At 58.9% G+C, this 19,644-nt stretch carries 21 protein-coding genes; 18 read left to right on the forward strand and 3 right to left on the reverse strand.

The features are described from left to right. Positions 1-79: 79 nt before the first annotated feature. The 9 genes from ED655_RS13955 (at position 80) to ED655_RS13995 (ending at position 7,731) form a co-directional block, all read left to right on the forward strand. A complete protein-coding gene (locus tag ED655_RS13955; protein ID WP_240993681.1) occupies positions 80-1,453 on the forward strand; it encodes a phage portal protein in 1,374 nt (457 codons plus the stop codon). Further along, positions 1,443-1,880, forward strand: coding sequence for a phage scaffolding protein (locus ED655_RS13960; RefSeq protein ID WP_162993540.1), 438 nt, complete (start codon positions 1,443-1,445; stop codon positions 1,878-1,880). Before ED655_RS13955 ends, ED655_RS13960 begins: the two co-directional genes overlap by 11 nt. 24 nt (positions 1,881-1,904) lie before the next feature. Further along, a complete protein-coding gene (locus tag ED655_RS13965; protein ID WP_122050692.1) occupies positions 1,905-3,260 on the forward strand; it encodes a DUF4043 domain-containing protein in 1,356 nt (451 codons plus the stop codon). A gap of 20 nt (positions 3,261-3,280) precedes the next feature. Further along, the gene (locus ED655_RS13970; RefSeq protein WP_240993682.1) at positions 3,281-3,745 is read left to right on the forward strand and encodes a hypothetical protein; all 465 of its coding nucleotides are present in this window, start codon (positions 3,281-3,283) and stop codon (positions 3,743-3,745) included. Positions 3,746-3,797: 52 nt separating this feature from the next. Continuing rightward, positions 3,798-4,388, forward strand: coding sequence for a hypothetical protein (locus ED655_RS13975; protein WP_162993541.1), 591 nt, complete (start codon positions 3,798-3,800; stop codon positions 4,386-4,388). 2 nt (positions 4,389-4,390) lie between these two features. Continuing rightward, positions 4,391-5,377 carry a hypothetical protein gene (locus ED655_RS13980; RefSeq protein ID WP_122050694.1) on the forward strand — a complete coding sequence of 329 codons (987 nt, stop codon included), beginning with the start codon at positions 4,391-4,393 and terminating at the stop codon, positions 5,375-5,377. A 114-nt stretch (positions 5,378-5,491) separates the two neighbouring features. Then, positions 5,492-6,982: a phage tail protein gene (locus tag ED655_RS13985; protein ID WP_122050743.1), complete on the forward strand. Its 1,491-nt coding sequence runs from the start codon at positions 5,492-5,494 to the stop codon at positions 6,980-6,982. 3 nt (positions 6,983-6,985) lie between these two features. Continuing rightward, the gene (locus tag ED655_RS13990; RefSeq protein ID WP_023979321.1) at positions 6,986-7,411 is read left to right on the forward strand and encodes a hypothetical protein; all 426 of its coding nucleotides are present in this window, start codon (positions 6,986-6,988) and stop codon (positions 7,409-7,411) included. A gap of 2 nt (positions 7,412-7,413) precedes the next feature. Continuing rightward, positions 7,414-7,731 carry a hypothetical protein gene (locus ED655_RS13995; RefSeq protein ID WP_240993688.1) on the forward strand — a complete coding sequence of 106 codons (318 nt, stop codon included), beginning with the start codon at positions 7,414-7,416 and terminating at the stop codon, positions 7,729-7,731. Positions 7,732-8,038: 307 nt separating this feature from the next. Here the strand turns inward: ED655_RS13995 and ED655_RS15630 are convergent, their stop codons facing one another. Then, positions 8,039-8,194: a hypothetical protein gene (locus ED655_RS15630; RefSeq protein ID WP_162993542.1), complete on the reverse strand. Its 156-nt coding sequence runs from the start codon at positions 8,192-8,194 to the stop codon at positions 8,039-8,041. A gap of 729 nt (positions 8,195-8,923) precedes the next feature. Between ED655_RS15630 and ED655_RS14005 the strand changes: the two genes are divergently transcribed. From ED655_RS14005 to ED655_RS14045, 9 genes are read left to right on the forward strand one after another with little or no spacing between them, the layout of a single operon-like run. After that, the gene (locus tag ED655_RS14005; protein WP_122050697.1) at positions 8,924-9,793 is read left to right on the forward strand and encodes a hypothetical protein; all 870 of its coding nucleotides are present in this window, start codon (positions 8,924-8,926) and stop codon (positions 9,791-9,793) included. A 52-nt stretch (positions 9,794-9,845) separates the two neighbouring features. Further along, a complete protein-coding gene (locus tag ED655_RS14010; protein WP_240993683.1) occupies positions 9,846-10,046 on the forward strand; it encodes a hypothetical protein in 201 nt (66 codons plus the stop codon). After that, complete coding sequence (locus tag ED655_RS14015; protein WP_122050699.1) at positions 10,043-11,110, forward strand: hypothetical protein; 1,068 nt, start codon at positions 10,043-10,045, stop codon at positions 11,108-11,110. The genes ED655_RS14010 and ED655_RS14015 overlap by 4 nt, the downstream gene beginning before the upstream one ends. Before the next feature lie 43 nt (positions 11,111-11,153). Continuing rightward, positions 11,154-11,771, forward strand: coding sequence for a baseplate assembly protein (locus ED655_RS14020; RefSeq protein ID WP_122050744.1), 618 nt, complete (start codon positions 11,154-11,156; stop codon positions 11,769-11,771). Continuing rightward, positions 11,768-12,142 carry a phage tail protein gene (locus ED655_RS14025; protein WP_122050700.1) on the forward strand — a complete coding sequence of 125 codons (375 nt, stop codon included), beginning with the start codon at positions 11,768-11,770 and terminating at the stop codon, positions 12,140-12,142. Before ED655_RS14020 ends, ED655_RS14025 begins: the two co-directional genes overlap by 4 nt. Positions 12,143-12,181: 39 nt before the next feature. Further along, positions 12,182-13,324 (forward strand): baseplate J/gp47 family protein, encoded by a 1,143-nt coding sequence (locus tag ED655_RS14030; protein ID WP_122050701.1) that lies wholly within the window; start codon positions 12,182-12,184, stop codon positions 13,322-13,324. Further along, positions 13,324-14,559, forward strand: coding sequence for a hypothetical protein (locus ED655_RS14035; RefSeq protein WP_122050702.1), 1,236 nt, complete (start codon positions 13,324-13,326; stop codon positions 14,557-14,559). Before ED655_RS14030 ends, ED655_RS14035 begins: the two co-directional genes overlap by 1 nt. Further along, the gene (locus ED655_RS14040; RefSeq protein ID WP_162993543.1) at positions 14,559-15,218 is read left to right on the forward strand and encodes a hypothetical protein; all 660 of its coding nucleotides are present in this window, start codon (positions 14,559-14,561) and stop codon (positions 15,216-15,218) included. The genes ED655_RS14035 and ED655_RS14040 overlap by 1 nt, the downstream gene beginning before the upstream one ends. Continuing rightward, on the forward strand, positions 15,218-16,474 hold the full coding sequence (locus ED655_RS14045; RefSeq protein WP_122050704.1) for a glycine-rich domain-containing protein: 1,257 nt from the start codon (positions 15,218-15,220) through the stop codon (positions 16,472-16,474). Before ED655_RS14040 ends, ED655_RS14045 begins: the two co-directional genes overlap by 1 nt. Before the next feature lie 42 nt (positions 16,475-16,516). On the opposite strand, the gene ED655_RS14050 is transcribed toward ED655_RS14045, so the two are convergent. Together ED655_RS14050 and ED655_RS14055 are read right to left on the reverse strand one after the other, a co-directional pair. Continuing rightward, complete coding sequence (locus ED655_RS14050; RefSeq protein WP_122050745.1) at positions 16,517-17,848, reverse strand: c-type cytochrome; 1,332 nt, start codon at positions 17,846-17,848, stop codon at positions 16,517-16,519. After that, on the reverse strand, positions 17,848-19,626 hold the full coding sequence (locus ED655_RS14055) for a GMC family oxidoreductase (RefSeq protein ID WP_122050705.1): 1,779 nt from the start codon (positions 19,624-19,626) through the stop codon (positions 17,848-17,850). The genes ED655_RS14050 and ED655_RS14055 overlap by 1 nt, the downstream gene beginning before the upstream one ends. Positions 19,627-19,644 lie beyond the last annotated feature (18 nt).

The following is a 19,644-nucleotide window of genomic DNA, read 5'->3' on the forward strand; positions in this document are numbered from 1 at the left end:
GGGAGGTTACATGGATTGGGTGGCGCTTCAGGGACGATATGCCTCTCCTCCGGGTTTTTCTCCGAGGACACTGCGGCTTTTGGCCCTGCAAAGGGTTCTGGATGGAACGCAGTATGATGTTCTGCCCTATCCTTTTGCGACAGAGCGTAATGCGGCGGGGGAATATATCCCCCTCTCCCAGCGGAGACCCTCTGTACGGACCAATCTGTGCAGGACTGTTGTCGATGAAGCGGTCTCGCTTTTATTCGGCCATACGCATTGGCCGCTTGTTGTCTCCAGCGAAAAGGAGACGGCGGATGCCCTGAACCGCTTTGCCTGTGAGACTGGTCTGGCGTCACTCATGACGCAGGCGGCGATACGTGGCTCGGTCGGGTCGGTAGCGCTCTGGATCGAGCTTGTGGGCTCCAGACCGATGCCTCGCGTGCTTGAAACAGCTTATCTGACGCCTGAATGGGATCGTGTGGGTGCCTTGCTGCGCGTGACCGAACGCTATGTCGTGACCGGGCAGGCATTGCGGCTGAGTGGTTATGCCATCGCGCCTGAGCGTGCGGCCATGCGCTTCTGGTGGCACCGATGCTGGGATCGTGATTGCGTGCGGGTTTTTGTGCCCCATCCCGTCGATCAGGAGGGGGATGCACTACTTGATGAAGAGCGGTCGCATCATCACGGTTTTGGCGTGGTGCCGATTGTATGGATCAGGAATTTTGGTGGGAGCGGTGGCGAGGCTGAGGGGGAATGTAGCTTCGAGAAAGCGATCGATACGGTCATCGAAGCTGATTATCTGCTTTCACAAGCCGGGCGGGGATTGAAATACGGCTCCGACCCGACGCTCGTGCTCAAGACGCCGGACATACCCGAAGGCATGGCGCGACAGGGAGGGGCGGCCTCCGCCCTGACCTTGCCGCCTGAAGGCGATGCCAAGCTGCTGGAAATCAATGGCGCTGCGGCCGGGGCGGTTCTGGCGCATTACCGTGAATTGCGTCAGCTGGTGCTGGAGCAGTTGCACGGTAACCGTATGCACGGCGATCGTCTGGCGGCTCCACAATCGGGCCGCGCCATGGAGCTGATGTGTCAGCCCCTGATCTGGATGGCTGATCGTTTGCGTGGCGCTTATGGCGAAGGTGGTGTGCTGCCGCTGTATCGCCTGCTCTGTCATCTCTCGTCGGTTATGCCCGAAGGGATACAGATCGGGACGAAAACCTATCGGAATCTCGATGCGGGGGGACTCTCCCTGCATTGGCCAGCCTGGTTCACTGCTGATGAATCGGAACTACTGCCGCTCGCGCAGGGGCTTTGTGCGGCGCAGTCGGGGGGATTGCTGAGCCGTGAAACAGCGGCCCGGCTCTATGCCAGTGCCGCCGGCATTGCTGACCCGGCTGCCGAGTGGACGGAAATCAGGGCTGCAGAGACGGCCCGAACAAACCCTGTAGGGGGAAATGGACATGGTGGATGATGTCGATGCGCTTCGTCTCTCTCTTGCTGAACTTGCTGCTGAACGGGATTCCCTTGTTCAGGCGCATCAGGAGGAACTGGCCAGAGTAAAGGCAGCCGCACGCGATACTGTACTTGCCGGGGCGCTGCGTGCTGAAGCTGCGCGGCTTGGGGCCTATGACCCTGATCTGGTTGCAGCACATGTCGATCGCTCTGCCATAACCTGGTCTGAAGAAGGGGCGCCGCAGGGCGTTGAAAAGGCGCTGCGCGATGCACGCGAGATGCGCCGCTTTCTTTTTCGGGAAACGCGACAGCGTTTATCGGGCGAAACGCAGGAAAGCGCTGGGATCGTGCCGAAGCCGGCACCAGCCCAGGGACAGGATGCGCGCCAACTGCCCGCGCATGATTATGCCCTGCGCAAGCGGCAGTTTCTTGCTGGAATTATCTGAAATACGGGTCTGGGGTGAGTAGAGATGGGTATCGAGAATTTTCCCGAGCAGCTTCGTGCTGCCATTCAGCAGGGTTTTCTGGCGCGCGAGTTCGAGACGGGGCTTCATTCCCGCCCAGGATTTCGAGCGATTGCGGATCGTGAGGTTTTTCCCAACGCAATTGGTGAGACGCTGACGAAAACGCGCAAGAGCCTCAAATCACCGGTAACGACGCCGCTTCTGCCGTCGGGTAACACGAATTTCGACAACGGGCTGTCACCGAGCGGCTGGTCGGTCGAGCAATACACTCTCAGTATCAATCAGTATGGTGATACGATTGATCTGAACATGGTCACGACCGGTGTTGGCATTGCCTCGCAGTTTCTGGCCAATGCGCAGACAAATGGCATGCAGGCCATGCAGTCGCTGGACCGCCTGGCACGCAATGCACTGTTTGGCGGCGTTTCTGGCGGTGTCGGTGGTTATCTGGGCGGTAATACGCGTGTGGCGGCGACAGCGACAGCGAAAACCACGACGGTTTCGGTCGATGATATTCGTGGCTTCCAGTTTGTCATCGTGTCCGGTCTTGTGCGGCCTGTCGGAGCAAGTGCAGGCATGACGGTGACCATTGGCAGCGGGGTCTACACGGTTACCGGCGCCGTTCCGGACGCTGTGAATGTCTCGACGGCGCCCGGTGGTATCTCCGGGCAGTTACAGCTTTCTGCCTCGGCAACTATGGCAGACGCCACAGCGGGTATGGCGGTTGTTGCATCGACTGCCCCGCTGGTGCTGCGGCCCAACGGCAAGGCGACAACAGCAGATCTTAAAAGGGCCGATGGCGATACGCTCGGGATCCAGAACGTGCTGGCTGGTGTGGCTTCGTTACGACGTAACAACGTACCCATGATCGATGGCGCGTATAATTGTTATCTTGACGATCTGCAGCTGCTTTCCCTCTTCAGGGATGCCGATTTCAAGTATCTTTATCGCGGGGCCTACGGGTCGGAGGAGTACCGGTCCGGGCAGGTGATTGAATTGCTGGGTGTGCGTTTTGTGCCGACGACCGAAGCGCCGCAGCAGGCCTCACTGGGTGGTGGGCCAATTCATCGTGCGCTGCTCTTGGGGCAGGGGGCTCTGGTAGAGGGGGACTGCGCCTGTGTGGGTCATTCGGATATCCCCGATGCCGAGCGGGCGCTTGTCGACATTGTGGACGGTGTGGCGATGGTCACCCGTGAGCCGCTGGATCGCCTGAAACAGATTATCGCGCAGTCATGGTACTGGATTGGTGGTTTTGCCCTGCCGACAGATGTGACGGCCGATGCCTCCATCATCCCGACAGCGACCAATGCCTATCTCAAGCGCGGTGTGGTGATCGAGAGTCTCGGCACGGACGCTCTCTGAGGAGCCGGGGAGATCTTGCCATGTCGATCGGTCAGCCTCCGGCCGGACTTTCAGACGGGAGCGGTGTGATGGGGGATGATATGTCGTGTGGCGACGTACCGCCATCCGGTGAACAACTCACTGATGAAGAAAAAACCGAAATCCGGCGCTTCTGCGGGTATGCAGCCCTCGGTGATGTCGGGTCGGGAGAGAGTTCCTGGCGGTTTTTTCAAAGCGCAGGAACGCTGGAGTTCCGATTGAACACACTTGCGCCACCCGAGCGCCGGCGCATGCGCTATTTTCTGGCGACACTGCTGCAAATGGAGCGGGCGATTTCTCGTGCCTCCGACACACTGGATACGCAGGTGGCCTCGGTATGGACGCGTAATACGCGTGAATTATCCGAGCGGGTTCGATTGCTTGACTGGTGGCGGCGCAGGGTGTGCGGCTTCCTGGGCGTGGCACCGGGCCCCGACATGCAGGACCATGCTCAGATCGCTCTCTGACATGGCGTGCGTCACCGCAGCAGAACACCTCAGAGAATTCGGGAGATGAACCATGCAAATGCTTCAGGAGCGTGTGTCGTCCGGGTTTGCGCAGGTTGCACGCCGCATCGGGCGCATGGGACGCCAATATCGGGTTACTGACCCGCTTACGCCGTTGGGTCATGCGGTAGGAGCCCCTTATCTGTGCCTCGATGTCGATGCAGGATTTCGTATGCGCAAGCCTAAAGGATGGGGTCAGGTCATGACTCTCGGGCTGAGCGATGCACGGGATCTGGCTATTGGTGATTATATCGCGCTGGGCGAGCGGTTTTATTTCGTTGCTGAAATGGAACCGTGCAGGCCAGCACTTTTTGTTGCGTGCAACCGCGAAATATCAGTCATGGGGATGCGTGGAGCAGAGGGTCTGCTGGCCGATCATTGTCCGGCCAGTCTGTGGATGACTGGCAAGGGCGAGGATCGGCATAGCGGTATGCCGGGTGCCTTGCGGTCAGGGAGCTATATGCTGCATTTGCCGGTCATGCCGGGTTTCTGTCTGAAGCCCTATATGCAGGTCATGGACGAGAAGGGCGCGCGTTATCTGGTCGATACTGTCGAGCTGTCGCAGAACGGAACCCGCGCGCTTTTATCCATGCAGCAGGTCTGATCATGGCAGGTGCTTTTCTTGTCGCGCGCGGGCTTGCTCTATGCTGCGCCGCGCGTTTCGCGCTGGTGGCAGAGCCTTCGGCCGGCCTGACTCAGGGACGGGTGATATTCCGGGCCGGGGCTTTGATGCCTTCGGATCTGTTTGCCTCACCTTCACTCAGGGAGGCGGTCAGCTACGTCACGATAACTCTGGTTCCGGGGCGCTATGAACGCTTGCCTGTCCCTTTGGGTGATGTCTGGGCTGAAAGTTTCTATCTACCGCCTGATGTGACCCTGGATGTGCAGGGGCGTGTTGCGACGATTACACGTCTTCTGGGGCGTGCCGCACCGGGGGTGGTATCGCTGCGATGGCTCAGGGATGACGGCTCTGATATTTCTGCCCGCTATGTCGTTCAGGATCGGGATTCGGCGCAAGATATTGTTCAGGCGCTTGCCGCAGAAATGACTGGATGTGACGTCGAGGCAGGCACACTGCGTGTCTCTTCGGGGGCTCTTGAAGGTGGGGTGAGCGGGTATGCCCGTTCCACGCGTTTGACGCGACGGCAAAGTCAGCTTTTCCGGATGTCGATCTGGACGGATAGCGAGTGCACATGTGTGGCCTTGGGCAGGATTCTTACAGAACGACTCCTGCCTGATGACTGGTTGGCTTTGCCTGACGGGACGGCTGCTCAGCTCGTTTTCGAGGGTGAAGAAGACCGGGATGGAATGCAGACCCAGAACCTGTTCCGTCGGGATGTGCTGCTGAGAGCGATCTGGGATGATCATGCTTCTGTCTGGTCACCCCGGATGCTCGCGGGCGGGGGATGGATGCAGGCAGGGGGGACGAGATTCCCTTTCGATGTGCCACCCGGTCTTTTGCGCGGTGAAACGCCTGTGGGCAGCCTTGAGGCACTGGCAGCTCTGGAAGAGATGCCGATTGCCTATCGCGGCTGGCAGTTGAGGCCGGATGGGACAGTGATCGAGACGTCGTCTTTTGATGGATGTGGCTGACGCGAGGATAATTTTTCTCGGGCTTTCGGCTTTTCAGTGTCTGCCTTGCGGCCAGGCTGTGTCGGATCGTTTAGCTCCCGCAAGACAGTTTTCGAAAAAAACAAAGGAATGTTCATGCCACAACTCATACAGAGTGGCACGCTCAACACGGCTGCGCTCTCTGTGCCTGATCTCTATATCCAGATCGCGCAGCCTGAGACGCTTGTTATCTCGGGGGTTTCATCCGGGTTACTTGGCCTCGTGGGGAGCGCGTCATGGGGGCCGAAGGACGTACCGACGATTGTCGGGAGTGTTGCGCAATGTCGTGAGATCTTCGCTGGTAAACGGGGTTGGGCGTCCAACCTCAATGTTGCAGTGGATATTGCCGTGCATCAGGGGGCGAACCAGTTTTGCCTGGTGCGTGTAACTGATGGAACAGATACGCCGGCGCGCGGCACCCTTGGCAATGCCAATATCACGGCGTGTTATACGGGGTCGGCTGGCAACGGGATTTCAATTACCCTGACAAAACAGAGCTATCGTGAAGGGGTGTTTGTCCTGACGGTGGCTCACGAGGAACTGGGGGTTTCATCCTATACAGGCGGGGACTGGGCAGCCCTGCAGACGGCGCTTGCTGCCGACACCCGTGCGCTCGTGCAGATCGATCTGCCAGCTGAGACGGCGATTGGCGATCCGGGCGTTGTGCAGCTTGGTGGTGGCAGTGACGGTGCAGAGCCGGGTCCGGGGCGTTTTGTTGGCGCGTCGGATACCCGAACCGGGCTTTATGCCTTGACCAGCCAGGGGTGTTCGGTTGTTACCTGTGCGGGTGTCGGTGACCCCACGATCATGGTGCCGATGTTGGGCTTTGGTCAGGATCAAGGACTGTACTCGGTTGTATCGGGTCCGAAAAGCGAGACGTTGGCTCAGGCTGTTCAGACGAGAATGGCATTGGGGCTATCGTCTCACGCTCTGAAATACATGCATGGCGACTGGCTCTGGTGGAATGACGACACGCTTGGGTTACAGCTTGTCAGCCCTGCGCTCTTCGCAGCGGCCAAGCTGGCTGCGCTTTCGCCGGAGCAGTCGGGACTGAACAAGCCCCTGACAGGGATTGTGGGCAGCCAGAAAAACGGTCTTGAGGCAACGCGCTTTGGTTATACGCTGGCCGAGCTTGGGCTGCTGATCGAGAACGGGATTGACGTCATCTGCAACCCGTCACCGGGTGGGCAATACTGGTCGATACGGGCAGGTCATAACACTTCGCAGAATGTGGCGATCCAGAGCGATGCCTATACCCGCCTGACAAACTACCTGGCGCGCGCGCTTCAGGGGACGATGGGGCAGTATGTTGGCAGTGTGATCAACGATACACTGTTTGGTAATATCCGTGCCTCGCTTCTTGGCTTTCTCTCGGGCCTGCTGTCGCAGAACATTCTCGGTGTCACAGGGGGCAGATTGCCTTACGCGGTGATCTGCGATGCAACGAATAATCCCACTGAGCGCATTGCGACGGGATATGTGCAGGCTGATGTGCAGGTACAGTACCAGGGCATCAATGAGAAATTCATCATCAACCTGCAGGGAGGCGCTTCGGTGAGCGTCAGCACTGCCAGCGGGAGTGTGTGATTGATGGCGAACCCCTACAGTATCGGGCGGGATTGCAGGATCACGCTGCTCTGGAACGGGTCACGCATTGATCTGCGTGATGTGACCGGGTTCCAGTCGGAGCAACATACGATCATTCAGCGGGCCACGCCGCTGAATGGGCTGCCTGTTGAATTCAATACCCCCAGCGGCTGGCGCGGGATTTTCACGATTGCCAGGGCCAATGCCAATCTCGACAGTCTGGTGGCAGCGATCGAGGCCGCTTTCTGGAATGCTGGCAGTATCGGGAGCGGAACGCTCTATCAGTATATCCGTGAGCCGGACGGCACGACCAGCACCTGGGAATATAGCGGTGTATCGCTGTCCTTGAAGACAGATCGCTGGCAGGCGGAGGGAATGATTCACCAGCATGTGCAATTCTATGCCTCGCTGAGGAGCAAGATATCTTGAGTATGTTGCCTGAGACACTGGAATTCGGTTCGGGGCGCAAGCTCAGCCTGTGCGAACTCGATCCGGGCGACATGCTTGATCTGATCGAGGCGGCGGGGAGCGCTGTGTCCGGACCTTCGGCATCACCCTGGCTGGCCTATGCACAGATGATCTGCTCGGTTCGCGCCATTGATGGTGTGCCGGTGCAGATGCCCCAGACCAAGGACGAGATCAAGGATCTGGCGCGCAGGATTGGCAATGACGGGCTTGCAGCATTGCAGTCTGTTTATGACGGGGCGGTGCAAGAAAATGACGCCGTTATGGTGCCAGCAAAAAACTGACGCGGCACCCTGTTTTTCGTGAGACGCTTTATCTCGTGAAAAACGGGGTGCCGTGGTCGGTCGTCATGGGGTGGACACGGACCAGACGTGTGGCCGCCTGCATTGTCATGGCAGAAATGGACGGATTCCAGTTTGACTGGGAGGCGTGCTGTTACCGGCAAGACCAAGTCTGATCACGCTGAGGGAAAATCATGCAGTTTCATATGCCTGGATTCAGGGGCAAGGTTGGGGATGTATGGCTCTCGGTGCTGAGACGTTCGGGGGGAAGCCACTCGTTTGTGCCGCTGCGGCGCAAGGCCCTCTCGGCTCAGGCGAGCCAATTACGCGATAGCCGCGCTCCGGCTTTTTTTCCTGCGGGAACAGTGTCGCGTTCTGTGCTGTCCTTATCCACCAGAGCGAGAAACACGGGGGTATCGCGGGCATCGGATGCGCGGAGATCGCGAGGGCTAAGCGTTTCAGCCATTGCAGGGGCTCATCTGTTGCGCCCTCTCAAACCCCCTATTGGTCGCCCGGGCATGTCGGAAGCTGGAAGGGGTGTTGTTCTCTCATCTGTTGTGCCGGTTCGTTCTGATATTTCGTCCTTCAGGTATTCAGATGCGGCAACGAAGTCTGTCGCGTTTTCTGATACTAAGTTGCGACGCCGATCTGGCTCGATATCGTATGGGCATTTGCAGCGTATGGGTGCGCGGGAAACGCCCTCTGTCTCCACAGACAGGGGCGGTTTGACAGGTTATGCCGGGGTAGGCCTGCGGGCACATGCCAGGCGATTTGTCGGCGTTATGCCGTTATCTCCGGCATCAGGGACCGGGCCGAAAGGCTCGAGCTTTGGTGCTGTGGCGCGGCAACTGCCTCCCCCTGTCATTCGCTTGCCCTCAGGGCCGCAGGAGCGCGGTATATCCGCAATGCGAATACCGGTTGCTAAAGACAGGGATCTGGCAGTCTTGCCACCCTTTTCCTTGCCGGGTGCGAAGGGGAGTTCTGTTGGAAACGGGGCTGGACGAACCGGGAATTTGCAGCATGAGGAGGGCTGGGTCGCCGCCGAACGATCCTCTCAGCGTGATCGGCAATATCTGCCGATACTGACCAGTATGTCCCGCACGCTATCCATGCGGAGTTACGGCGCAATGATTGATGAGATCGCCACGCCTCAATATCCGAATATGAGCATCGGGCTGATGTAGGAGGGTTACGCATGGGTGTGTCGCTTCTCGAAATGGAAAATGCCCTTGGGGCGATAGGCCTGATCGACAGGTCGGCACCGGTCGTGCTGGGTGATCTGATCCTCAGTGGGGCGGAAGTTCCGGACGAGCTTGTGATGGGTGGCCGGCAATTGCTGGTGATTCATCGGCTTCTCGGTGGCGGCCGTGTCATCGATGCTGTCGGGAATGATCCTGCGCGGCTGGTTTTGACCGGTCGCTTCATCGGTCCCCTGGCGACGCTGCGGGCGAGACGGGTTGAGGCCATGCGTGAAGCTTCACGAGCGCTTGCCTTCTCGGTTGCTGATTTGTCAGCCAGGGTCTGGATTGCCGAATTTACCTGGTCGTATCAGGCGCGGGGCACGATTTGCCCCTACAGGCTTGTGTTGGAGCGTGAGGCTTTGCCGCCTGTTATTTCCCTGAGTATTGGGGAAATGGCGGGGGCTGATCTGGGTAGCGGTTTGAGCACGATAGCGGGCCTGCTGGGGGAGATGTCGGAGGCAGGATGGGTTGGTACGACAATGCTGACCTCACTGACAGGCCAAATCATGCCGGTTGCGCAGGTTCTGGGCGCAGGTGGTGGGGTGGCCCGCGCGCAGGCTGCTTTGAGCAAGGCAAGCGCGCTTTGGCAGACGGCCATGTCTGTATCGCGGGTGCCAACGGCGGCAGTTTCGGTGACGGCGCCTCTTTCCGTTGCCGCTCGTGAACTGGGACAAGTCACGCAGGACGCTGGAGCGGCAATGGAAGCCGGTGCGGTGAATGGCGCAGGCGCTCTGTCCCTGCTTTCACAAAATGCCGGGGCGTCTGTTTTGGGTGTCGAGGCCGGCAGTTACGCGAACCGGGCACTGCGCACTCTGGCCGGTTGAAATCATGGCGTTGGGTTTCGGCCTGTCATGAATATGAATCGGGAGAATTGCGATGAAGATACAGGTGACGTGCGACGATGTGTCGCTTTTCCATCTGGCGGTCCGCTATTTTGGTGATGCCTTGCAATGGTGGCGGATTGCCGCGTGCAACGGGATGAGCGACCCGGATCTGTCCGGCTTTGAGGTGCCGGTGCAGATCCTGCTGCCGGATGAGGCGTCAGTCGGGCAGACGGAAGGGTTGCCAGAGGTATGACGGGCAGGATCCGAAGTTGGCAGGTTCGGCTTCTTGTCGATGGAACGAGCCTCGACGGCGTGCATGTTTGCGGTTTTCGACTACAATGCACGCGATATGAACGGTGCGACACGGCGCATATCGTTATCGCCGCGCAGGATGGATCTGCCCTGTTTTCCCGCCTTACCGGACGAAGCGGCTTTGACCGGCCGGATATCGAGTTGCAGGTGGTTGATCGCCTTGCGGGGGAGGCTGGATGGCGTAGCGTGTTTCACGGGGCGCTGGACGCCATAACGCGAGAGAATGATCCGGTATCGTTTCGTCTGGAGTGTCGGGACTATCTCTGTTTTTTGCTGGATACGCGTCTCACACGCTCATGGAGCAATCAGACGGCTATCGAGATTGTCCAGCAGGCTGCGCAGGCTGCCGGACTGGCGTTTCAGAGCGACCTGAACGGGAACGATATCGCTGGGGATTATTATTGCGGGCAGTTCTGGCAGCTGGAGCACAGACGTTTGTCCGCCAGTGCGCAGCATCGCTATCAAACGGCTTTCGATCTGGCTTTTTCGTTGGCGCGTGATCACGGCTATGAATGTCAGGCCCGTGGACGAGCAATCATCATCAACCGTCCACCAGATGCCGATAGTGGTCAGCTTTTTGAACCAGACGGCATGACGATGCAGCATTTTCGTTATGATTTCGGTCTGAGTGGGGCGGTATCGGTCGGTGTGCGCTCGTGGGATTCGCGCCAGCGCGCGAGAAGCGAAATCTTTTATGATGGGCAGGAATTTTCCACAGAGCCCCCTGCATCGGGTGCAGCGCTTTATACGTTTCGGGGGCCTGGCCTGCGCATGGACGATATCAAACGATTGGCGCAGGGGAAGCATCGTCGGATCGTCTCTCATGCCTGTGAAGCCAGGCTCTCCTTGCCAGCAATTGCGGGGCTGGAGCCGCGTCATTTCATGAAGCTGGGAGGTGAGATGATTGATCGACCAAGGACATTGTCGGTGGATGCGGTCGATCATTTTTTCGATCTCTCCCGGGGATATCGGCAGAAAGTCACGCTTCGGGACCGTATCTTCTGAAGGGGTTATGATGGATAATCCGGTATGGGCAGCAGCCCACCAGATGCGTGTAGCCCATGCGGTGCATGGGATCGTTTGCGCGGTGGACCCTGCCAGTCACGCGGTGAAGGTGCGTTTGCAGCCGGACGATGTTGAAACAGGCTGGCTGCCTGATGCAGCATTGACGCAAGTGGGTGACTTGCGTTTGTCCTGTCCCTGTGCGGTGGGCACCCAGGTTTTGCTCATGCCGATCGAGGGTGATGGCGAGAATTTTGTCATTATATCGGTATTGTTCGATGTGGTGGCAGGGCCCGCGATCTCACCTCAGACGGGTAAGGTGGCGCAACCTGGAGAGTTGCTCGTACGTGCCGGGTGTGGCGCACCTTCAAAGGAGGGGCAGAGCCAATCCGGGGAGGGGGGCTGGTTCCATATCCGGCGCGAAGGGGTCTCCTTTGGGGTCGGCGACCTGCGCTGTGTCATTGGTCAATCGTCCATCGTACTATGTGCGGGGAAGGTTCAGATGAGTCTGGGGGCTGGCGGCCTGGAAATATCCGGCGCGGGTGTGAGGGTTTCTGGGGGTAATCTTTCTGTTTCAGGCGGTGATGTACGCACAGATTTGCATAGTCTCGACGCCCATGTGCATCCGTACGCCAATGGTATGACAGGAAAGCCTGTCGGATGAGTGATTTTTATCATGTGTTTGGCGAGGATCTGCAGTGCGACTCTGCGGGCGGCCTTTGCGAGGCCTCGGGAGACATGCTGACACGACAATCCATATTGCGCCGGCTGTGTACAAACCCCGGTGCCTATCTCTGGCATGTCGATTATGGGGCTGGCCTGCCTGCCCGCATTGGTATGCCTATTGCCGAGGTTGAAACCCGGGGGCTGATTACAAGTCAGCTCGGCCTTGAAGCTGGTGTCGATCAGACCCAGCCTGTGACAGTCGAACTGCAGGCCAAGGCGCCGGGTACTTATCTGTGCACGATCACCTATAGCGGGCTCGATGGATCAGACCGGCAGACATTCACATTCAATCAGGATGGCACGATCTGAGCCTGGCTCGGCTCGCGCCGGCACGGAATCAGGAAGCTCATGGCGTTTTCTCTGCGTTCTTTCTCATCCCTTGTTCAGACGGCCATCGTCACGGCGCAGGCGAGTTGCTCCGGAAAACTGACACTTGATATCGGCACACCAGGGCGTGCGCTTGTCGAGAGCGTTTCGGGACTTGGGCTCTGGCTGCAATACCTGCTGATGCAGGTGCTGTGTCGGACACGGCTTGCGACATCCAGTGGCGTTGATTGCGACAGCTTCGTCGGGGACTTTGGCATGACACGACTGCCTGGCGTGAAGGCGCTGGGGTCCGTCACCATGACCTGCTTTTCCTTTCAGGATATCTCGGCTGTGGTGCGGCCGGGCGTCACGGTAAGGACAGCGGCGGCTGTGACGTTTCAGGTTATCGCCGATACGACCCACGAACGTTGGTCGAGTGCGACGCGGGGGTATGTCCGCCCGACTGGCGTAGCCTCGCTTACCTTGCCCGTGGAGGCTCTTCTGGAGGGCGTTCAGGGTAACGTTGCCACAGGTGCCATATCACTTATGGGCACGTCGGTTGCCGGAATTGATATTGTCACCAATGAAGCCGCTTTTGCCAATGGGGCAGATCAGGAGAGCGACGCCCAGCTGCGGCAGCGCTTCCCGCTCTGGCTTGCCGCCAAGGCGAGCGCCTCACGCGCTGCGGTGGAAAGCGCCCTAGCCGAAACCCAGAATAATCTGGACTACGCGATTTTTGATGGTGCGGCGCCGGATGGAACGACGCGTCAGGGGTATTTCACGGTTGTTGTCGACGATGGGAGTGATGCCGTGCCTGATCAGGTGCTGCGTCGTGTGTATGCTCAGGTTGATGCCTGCAAGGCCCTTGGTGTTGGCTTTGCCGTCCAGCGACCCGTCATGTTTTCTGTCTCGGTTTCGATGGTTGTGAGCATAACTCTCGGCGCTGATGCCGATACGGTGCAGCGTACTCTGCTCGAGGCCATCAGCGCTGATATCCGGGCGTCACGTATCGGGGGCGGCTACGCCTATAGTCGGCTTGGCTATGTGGCCTATGCGGCGGCGGGTGATGCGGTGCTGTCGATATCGCAGATACGCCTGAATAACGCGCAGGAAGATATTGTGGGGGAAGCCAGTCAATCGCTTTTCCCAGGCACGATCTCCGTACAGATCGTTCAGGAGGGGTAATGCCGAAATTCAACAGTTATTTTCCAATCCCCTCTATCGGTGGGGCGGAAGTTCTTGTCGTTGCGACATCAGATGGTGTCGAGACGCTCAATGCCACAGCAAGCCAGATTGCCGGCGCACCAGCCGACTCACCGGCCAGCGGTGAATTCTTTGCCGAGGAGGGTGCCAAGGTCAGTCGCTATGGCGACCGGTTCTTGATCGGCGCTGCCGCCGATTATCCGGCGCTCAATACGCGTGACGTAGACCGACAGGACTGGCTTTCAGCGTTGATGGCGACGACGTCCATCGGGCCCTGGGCGCTGGAAAATGCCCAGGCGGCATGCCTTGCCCGGTTTGGCAACAGTGCCTTTGTTGCAGGATCACGTACGTCCGATGCACTCAAGTCACGCGACAAGCTGGGTCATGTTCCCAGTTCGATCGGGATGGCAGCCTGGGGGATCGCTGATGATACAACGAGCCCGACCCAGACCACAGCCTATGCTTATTACGGTGAGGCCTGGCGTATGCCGGGCGTCAATTACCAGCCGAGCTTTGTCATGGAGCTTGAGGCCGTCAATCTGGGCGGACCAGCTTACGGTGTGTCGACACCCTATCATCCGAATTGCGGTGGCGGCACCTACGCCATACAGATCGGTGCCGGTGGAGGGCAGACCGAAGGAACGGCTGATTGTGAGGCCGGGATTGTGTTCGTCAATAATCCTGATTCCTGGAAAACCGGTATTCTGTTCAGCAACACGTCGCTTGCCGGAACGAATGGTAATGACGGTGGCTATGGAAACGCTGTCTCGATGGCGTGTAACCAGGGCATTGAGTGGCGCACACCAGAGACGCGGGAACATGTGCAGGGGCTGGATGCCGGGGCCATGCTCTTTTCGACCGTAACGCGCACCGCAAACGGCCAGCGTGTGCAGTTTTCGGATGATGGTGTGCTTGTGACCAATATGGCGGGGCAACTGCTCTTCTCGGTATCGCCCAATCCGTCGCCTACCAATACGCTCAATATACAGGCCGGCAGCGGTCTCGCTGCTGCGGGACTATATGTGCAGAAGGGTGATGGTGGATCGCCTAATCTTGGTCTGTATCCTGCTGCGGGTGGGGAAATACAGATGTCATCGCCCGTCGCCAGCCCGGGAGCTGCGGTACCTGCGAAGGCAGAAGGTGGTTTTCTGCATCTGAACGTGAACGGCACGGATTATCGCGTCCCGCTATTCAGTGTTGAGCAGGTGGGTGGCTGATGGCACTTCTGCGAGACCGGGATATGGATGGGCTTCGGGCAACTGACCGGAAGCTTTTGTATGACACGGGTATAGCACCCGGTACGGCGCGCGATTTCGCTCGCCGTATGCGCCTTCTGCTCCCGCAGGGATGGTTTCCAGCCTATCGGGGTGATGAGTTGGAAGAAGCGCCAGTGTTGCAGTCGCTCCTGACCGGGTTCGGGGCGGTACTGGCCTATATATGGCAGCTGATGGGGGTTGTGCGAGCCCAGACGCGCCTTGGGACGACGAGTGGTGCCTTTCTGGATATGGCACTTATTGATTATTTCGGATCCGGAAAAACTGCGCGCCTGCCCCTGGAAAAGGACAGCCATCTGCGCCGACGCATTGCTGCAGATCTGGTAGCGCCACGCAACACGCGACAGGCTGTGTCAGAGGCCGTGCGTCAAATCGCTGGTGCCGCCCCCCGGATTATCGAGACGGGGACTGTGCGCGATTGCGGTGCATGGTGTCATCTGGGTGGTTATGGCGCTGTGCGCAGCCGGTATGGGACGCGACATGGCGGTCAGTTTGTCATCGAGGTTTTTCCGAAACTGCCGGTTCAGCAATTCGAACTATACGCCGCCATCAAGGCGGTAAAGGCGTGCGGCGTGATCGCATGGGTAAGGATGGAAGCTTAATGGATCGTCCAATCATCTATTCAGGCGCCGTGCCCTTTGATACGGATCTCCTGCGTCTTGGCCGCTACGCGAAGGAAGGTGTGGGACGACTTGCAGAGATCCTGCTGGGTAGCCAGACGGTTATGGCGTCGGGTCTTGCTTGTGTGGTCTCATCATCAGATCTGTCGGTCTCTGTCGGGCCGGGAACGATCATTGCGCCCTATGCGCTGGATGGCTCCCATATCGGAAGTGTTTCTGCGGGGCTCGCAGCGGCGCCCGCGATTGTTCCGAGCCTGTTTTACAACGACGAAGTCCAGCATATTCCTGTTTCTTTGACTGGTGCTACGTTAACGCTCTTTGCGATCTGCAGCGAGCAGGATGACAGTCCGGATGTTCTGCCTTTCTATAATGCCGATCAGCCGGACCAGACCATGGCGGGGCCTGATAACCGCGGTAAGGCGCTGCCTACGCGCAGGACGGGGCGCATCGCGTTTGTCATGGCTTCCGATCCGCCAGCCGTCGCCGGTGCTGTGGTTGTGCCCCTCTATGAGGTGACAATTCCTGCGGGCGCACAAACCCTGTCGGGGGTTGTGGCACAGCCGGGGTCAGCGTTCATGCCGCATTTGACCCAGTTTGCGACGAGGGATTTTGCCCAACAGGTCAGTCAGCCTTACGCTGTTTGCGCGACGAGCGGTCTTTTGACCATTCCGGACTGGGCCAAACATGTCGAACTGCGGCTTATTGGCGCGGGCGGCGGCGGTGCGTCTTGCAGTGTTATCTCTCCTGATGCCGGGGCTTTTTCGGGAGCGGGTGGTGGTGCCGGGGGCGATGCATGGGGGATCTATGCGCTCGATCCGGCGCGCGACAGCACATTGTCGGTCACGATCGGTCTGGGTGGCGGTCCGGATCAGAAAGGTGGGCCGAGCTACGTAACCTATGGCGGCCAGCCCCTTCTCTCTGCCGATGGGGGAGAAGCTGGATATTTTTCTGCCGCACGGAATTCCTGCGGCGGCAGCGGCGGGGGTGCTGCTGGCGGGATTCTGTGGAACCAGAATGGTGGCGCAGGGAGTGACGGGCAGTTCGGCAATCTGGTTTTCGCCGGGAACGGTGCCGATGGACCATGGGGCGGTGGTGGCAAGGCAGGGGCGTTGCTCGGTCTGACTGCCACCAAATACGGGGCAGGTGGCGGAGGCGCCTATATGGCCCGCCAGGCGGGAGAGGTGACAGCCGGTGGGCGGGGCTTTCAGGGGTGCCTGATCTATCGGTTTCTCTATTGAGGCAGCTGAAGATGATTCGCGCATATCTTCAGTGCCGGAATATCAGTTCAGTGGATTGGACGCCGTGTTCCTGATCCACTCGGCGTTGTGGGCCCGGAAAGAGCGGACATCGTCTGCCGAGACGGCGCTACCCGTGTTGCCCCAGCTATGGCGTATGAATGTCACGACATCAGCAATATCCTGATCGGTCAGAACGTGACCAAATCCCGGCATGGTCAGTGATGATTGCGCCTTGGCGGTGGCGGGTACGCTTGCGCCACGCAGGACGATCAGAATGAGTGATCCGGGATCCTTGTCCATAAGGGTAGGATTACCTGCCAGGGGCGGGAAGGCTGGTGCGTAGCCATGTCCATCAGTGCGATGACAGGCGGCGCACCGATCGACATAGACCTGTGCGCCATGATCTGGCAGATGCCCCTCATGCAGCGCATTGGCCACGGTCACGTCGGCCCGCCATGGCGCCTCTTTCTTGCGCGCTGGGAGTTCGGTCTTGAGATAGCGTGCAATGGCGTGGAGATCGGCATCGCTCAGATGTTGTGTGCCATGCACGATGGCTTCGCTCATGCCACCAAATGCCGATCCATGCTGGTTTCGACCGGTGGCAAGGAAGGCCACAATGTCATCCTCGCTCCATCGCCCCAGGCCTGTTCTGTCATCCTGTCGGAGATTGACCGGTGTCCAGCCATCCACGGCGCCGCCACCTGCCAGATAGGTGGCACCCTGATCGCTTGAGAGCGCTTTTTCCTGCATGGTCAGGGCACGGGGTGTGTGGCATGCCCCGCAATGACCGGGCCCTTCCACCAGATAGGCCCCGCGCGCGATCTCAGCGGAGGCGAAGGAGCGGTTGGCATTGGCCATCGCAGCTTTGGGTGTGGGCGCAAAGGCCCAGCGCCATAGCGTCATGGGCCAGCGCATTGAAAGAGGCCAGGGTATGGTATTTGCTGGCGGGGCTTTGGCGAGTGGCGCGACACCCTCGCGGAAATAGATCCACAGTGCATGGATATCGGCATCGGTCATGCGCGCGTAGGACGGGAACGGCATGGCCGGATAAAGGGGTTTGCCGTTTTTACCTATGCCCTGACGGAGTGCCTTGGTGAAGTCGGCTTCGGTGTAGGTGCCGATCCCATGCTTGGCATCGGGCGTGATATTGGGCGCATAGAGTGTGCCGATAGGCAGGACGAACGGATTGCCACCCGCATAGGGGGCTGACGGATCATGGGTGTGACAGGCCGAGCAATCGGCCGCCTCGGCCACGTAACGTCCCTGATCGATCAGGCCGCGGTGATTGGTAGTCTGGGCATGACCCATCGGCGGGACCGCGAGTGTGCCGATGAGAGTAAAGCCCGTGGCGAGCAGGAGAGACAGGCGCTTCATCATAGCGAGACCAGCGGGCCGGGCTGTGAGAGATACTGGGTGCGGATGTGATACGCCGCCCAGTAAGCCAGAGCCGCGACGGTACCCGTCGGGTTGTAACCCATGCCCTGGGGAAAGGCATTGGAGCCGATGACAAAAACGTTCGAGACGTCCCAGCTCTGTAGATAGCGGTTCAGGGCGCTGTCCTGTGGGCTTGTACCCATAACCGCCCCTCCGCCCAGATGGGTGGTCTGATAGCGTCGTGTATCGAAGGCCTCGCCATGTTCGAGCCTGCCCAGCTCGTAGCGTCTGGCCCCGAGGGCTTTCATGATCGGTTCGATCTTGCCCACGACATACTGGTTCATGCGGATGTCGTTTTCCTTCCACGTGAAGGTCATGCGCAGAAGTGGCTGGCCGTAACTGTCTTTCCAGGTCGGATCCAGATCAAGATAGACATCGCGATAGGCCATGTTGCTGCCATGTGCGTCCATGGCCATCGAATGCCTGTAGGTGTCGATAAGCCCCGCCTTGTAGCCGGCTCCCCAGCGCGGAGCGGACTTGCCGCCGCCTGTCATGGCGGCGGCGATCGGTTTGACACCGGCCTGGTTGACCCAGATGGGTGACCCGCCGATGAAGCCCAGCGGGCCGTGATCGAAATTATCGCTGTTGAAATCGTCTATGGCGACACCTGCGCCGCCTGCCCCGACAAACTGGTTGGTGTACTGGTTTTCAGAAAGCCATGCCCGGGACGTTGTGATGGTCTGATAAACGAAATTACGTCCTACCACGCCGGTATTACTGACCGGGTCATAGGGTTTGCCGATACCGGAAAGAAGCATGAGGTGGACATTGTGGAACTGGAAGGCCGCGAGAATGACCAGTTCCGCCTCGATGGATTTCTCGCGGTTTTCACGTTGGTCGAGATAGGTCACGCCGGTCGCCTTGCGGCGATCGCTGTCCAGATTGACCCTCAACACATGAGCATCGGTAATCAGGGTGAATTCGGGATCGTTGCGGAGCGCGGGCAGGATATTGATGTTGGGTGATGCCTTGGAATACATGTAGCAGTCGTAGCCGCTACAGTAACCGCAGAAATTGCATGGCCCCATCTGGAGGCCGTAAGTATTCGTGTATTGTTTCGAGGCATTTGCGGCCGGCAAGGCATAAGGATGATAGCCAGCCTCCGCACTTGCCTTTCTGAACAGACTGGCGGTGTAGACATCCTGCATCGCAGGCAGTGGGAAGTTGTCGCTGCGTGACGGGGCGAAAACGTTCCCCTTTCCGACAATCTGCCCGTTGATTTTATAGGCTTCACCAGAAGTGCCGAAAACCTTTTCCGCCTTGTCGAAAAATGGTTCCAGTTCCTCGTAGGTGACGCCGTAATCCTGCAGATTCATCGTTTCAGGAATGAATTTTGCGCCATAGCGTTCGATGACGTGGCTTTTGAGTCGAAGGTCATCCGGGGCAGCGCGAAAATGCACACCGGACCAGTGCAGACCGGCACCCCCGACGCCTTCACCTGGAAGGAATGCGGCCAGCTGCCTGTAGGGCAGGGCTGTCTGGTTGATGGTATTGCGAATGGTGACGGTCGTTTTGGCCGGGTTCTGGAACAGGCGGTGGCGAATGGCCCCGCGCAACTCGTCGATGGAGCCGGGATATGTTCCTTCATCGGCGGTTTTACGTTCGGGTCCGCGCTCAAGCATGACGACGTTTCGCCCCGCCTCGCGCATTTCCTTGGCGAGGATGGCGCCTGCCCAGCCAGCTCCAATGATGACAACGTCAGTCCGTTTTGAAGTCATGCGTCTGATACTCGGTAA

It is taken from the genome of Asaia bogorensis (assembly GCF_900465345.1).
Classification (GTDB): Bacteria; Pseudomonadota; Alphaproteobacteria; order Acetobacterales; family Acetobacteraceae; genus Asaia; species Asaia bogorensis_A.

Excerpts from the sequence above, each read along its gene's own strand:
- ED655_RS14030 (WP_122050701.1), top strand. The coding sequence starts at position 12,182 with ATGGCGTTTTCTCTGCGTTCTTTCTCATCCCTTGTTCAGACGGCCATC.
- ED655_RS13990 (WP_023979321.1), top strand. The coding sequence starts at position 6,986 with ATGGCGAACCCCTACAGTATCGGGCGGGATTGCAGGATCACGCTGCTC.
- ED655_RS15630 (WP_162993542.1), bottom strand. The coding sequence starts at position 8,194 with ATGGCTGAAACGCTTAGCCCTCGCGATCTCCGCGCATCCGATGCCCGC.
- ED655_RS13975 (WP_162993541.1), top strand. The coding sequence starts at position 3,798 with ATGCAAATGCTTCAGGAGCGTGTGTCGTCCGGGTTTGCGCAGGTTGCA.
- ED655_RS13980 (WP_122050694.1), top strand. The coding sequence starts at position 4,391 with ATGGCAGGTGCTTTTCTTGTCGCGCGCGGGCTTGCTCTATGCTGCGCC.
- ED655_RS14015 (WP_122050699.1), top strand. The coding sequence starts at position 10,043 with ATGACGGGCAGGATCCGAAGTTGGCAGGTTCGGCTTCTTGTCGATGGA.
- ED655_RS13995 (WP_240993688.1), top strand. The coding sequence starts at position 7,414 with ATGTTGCCTGAGACACTGGAATTCGGTTCGGGGCGCAAGCTCAGCCTG.
- ED655_RS13965 (WP_122050692.1), top strand. The coding sequence starts at position 1,905 with ATGGGTATCGAGAATTTTCCCGAGCAGCTTCGTGCTGCCATTCAGCAG.
- ED655_RS14035 (WP_122050702.1), top strand. The coding sequence starts at position 13,324 with ATGCCGAAATTCAACAGTTATTTTCCAATCCCCTCTATCGGTGGGGCG.
- ED655_RS14050 (WP_122050745.1), bottom strand. The coding sequence starts at position 17,848 with ATGAAGCGCCTGTCTCTCCTGCTCGCCACGGGCTTTACTCTCATCGGC.
- ED655_RS14010 (WP_240993683.1), top strand. The coding sequence starts at position 9,846 with ATGAAGATACAGGTGACGTGCGACGATGTGTCGCTTTTCCATCTGGCG.
- ED655_RS13970 (WP_240993682.1), top strand. The coding sequence starts at position 3,281 with ATGTCGATCGGTCAGCCTCCGGCCGGACTTTCAGACGGGAGCGGTGTG.
- ED655_RS14005 (WP_122050697.1), top strand. The coding sequence starts at position 8,924 with ATGGGTGTGTCGCTTCTCGAAATGGAAAATGCCCTTGGGGCGATAGGC.
- ED655_RS13985 (WP_122050743.1), top strand. The coding sequence starts at position 5,492 with ATGCCACAACTCATACAGAGTGGCACGCTCAACACGGCTGCGCTCTCT.
- ED655_RS14040 (WP_162993543.1), top strand. The coding sequence starts at position 14,559 with ATGGCACTTCTGCGAGACCGGGATATGGATGGGCTTCGGGCAACTGAC.
- ED655_RS14025 (WP_122050700.1), top strand. The coding sequence starts at position 11,768 with ATGAGTGATTTTTATCATGTGTTTGGCGAGGATCTGCAGTGCGACTCT.
- ED655_RS14055 (WP_122050705.1), bottom strand. The coding sequence starts at position 19,626 with ATGACTTCAAAACGGACTGACGTTGTCATCATTGGAGCTGGCTGGGCA.
- ED655_RS14020 (WP_122050744.1), top strand. The coding sequence starts at position 11,154 with ATGCGTGTAGCCCATGCGGTGCATGGGATCGTTTGCGCGGTGGACCCT.
- ED655_RS14045 (WP_122050704.1), top strand. The coding sequence starts at position 15,218 with ATGGATCGTCCAATCATCTATTCAGGCGCCGTGCCCTTTGATACGGAT.
- ED655_RS13960 (WP_162993540.1), top strand. The coding sequence starts at position 1,443 with ATGGTGGATGATGTCGATGCGCTTCGTCTCTCTCTTGCTGAACTTGCT.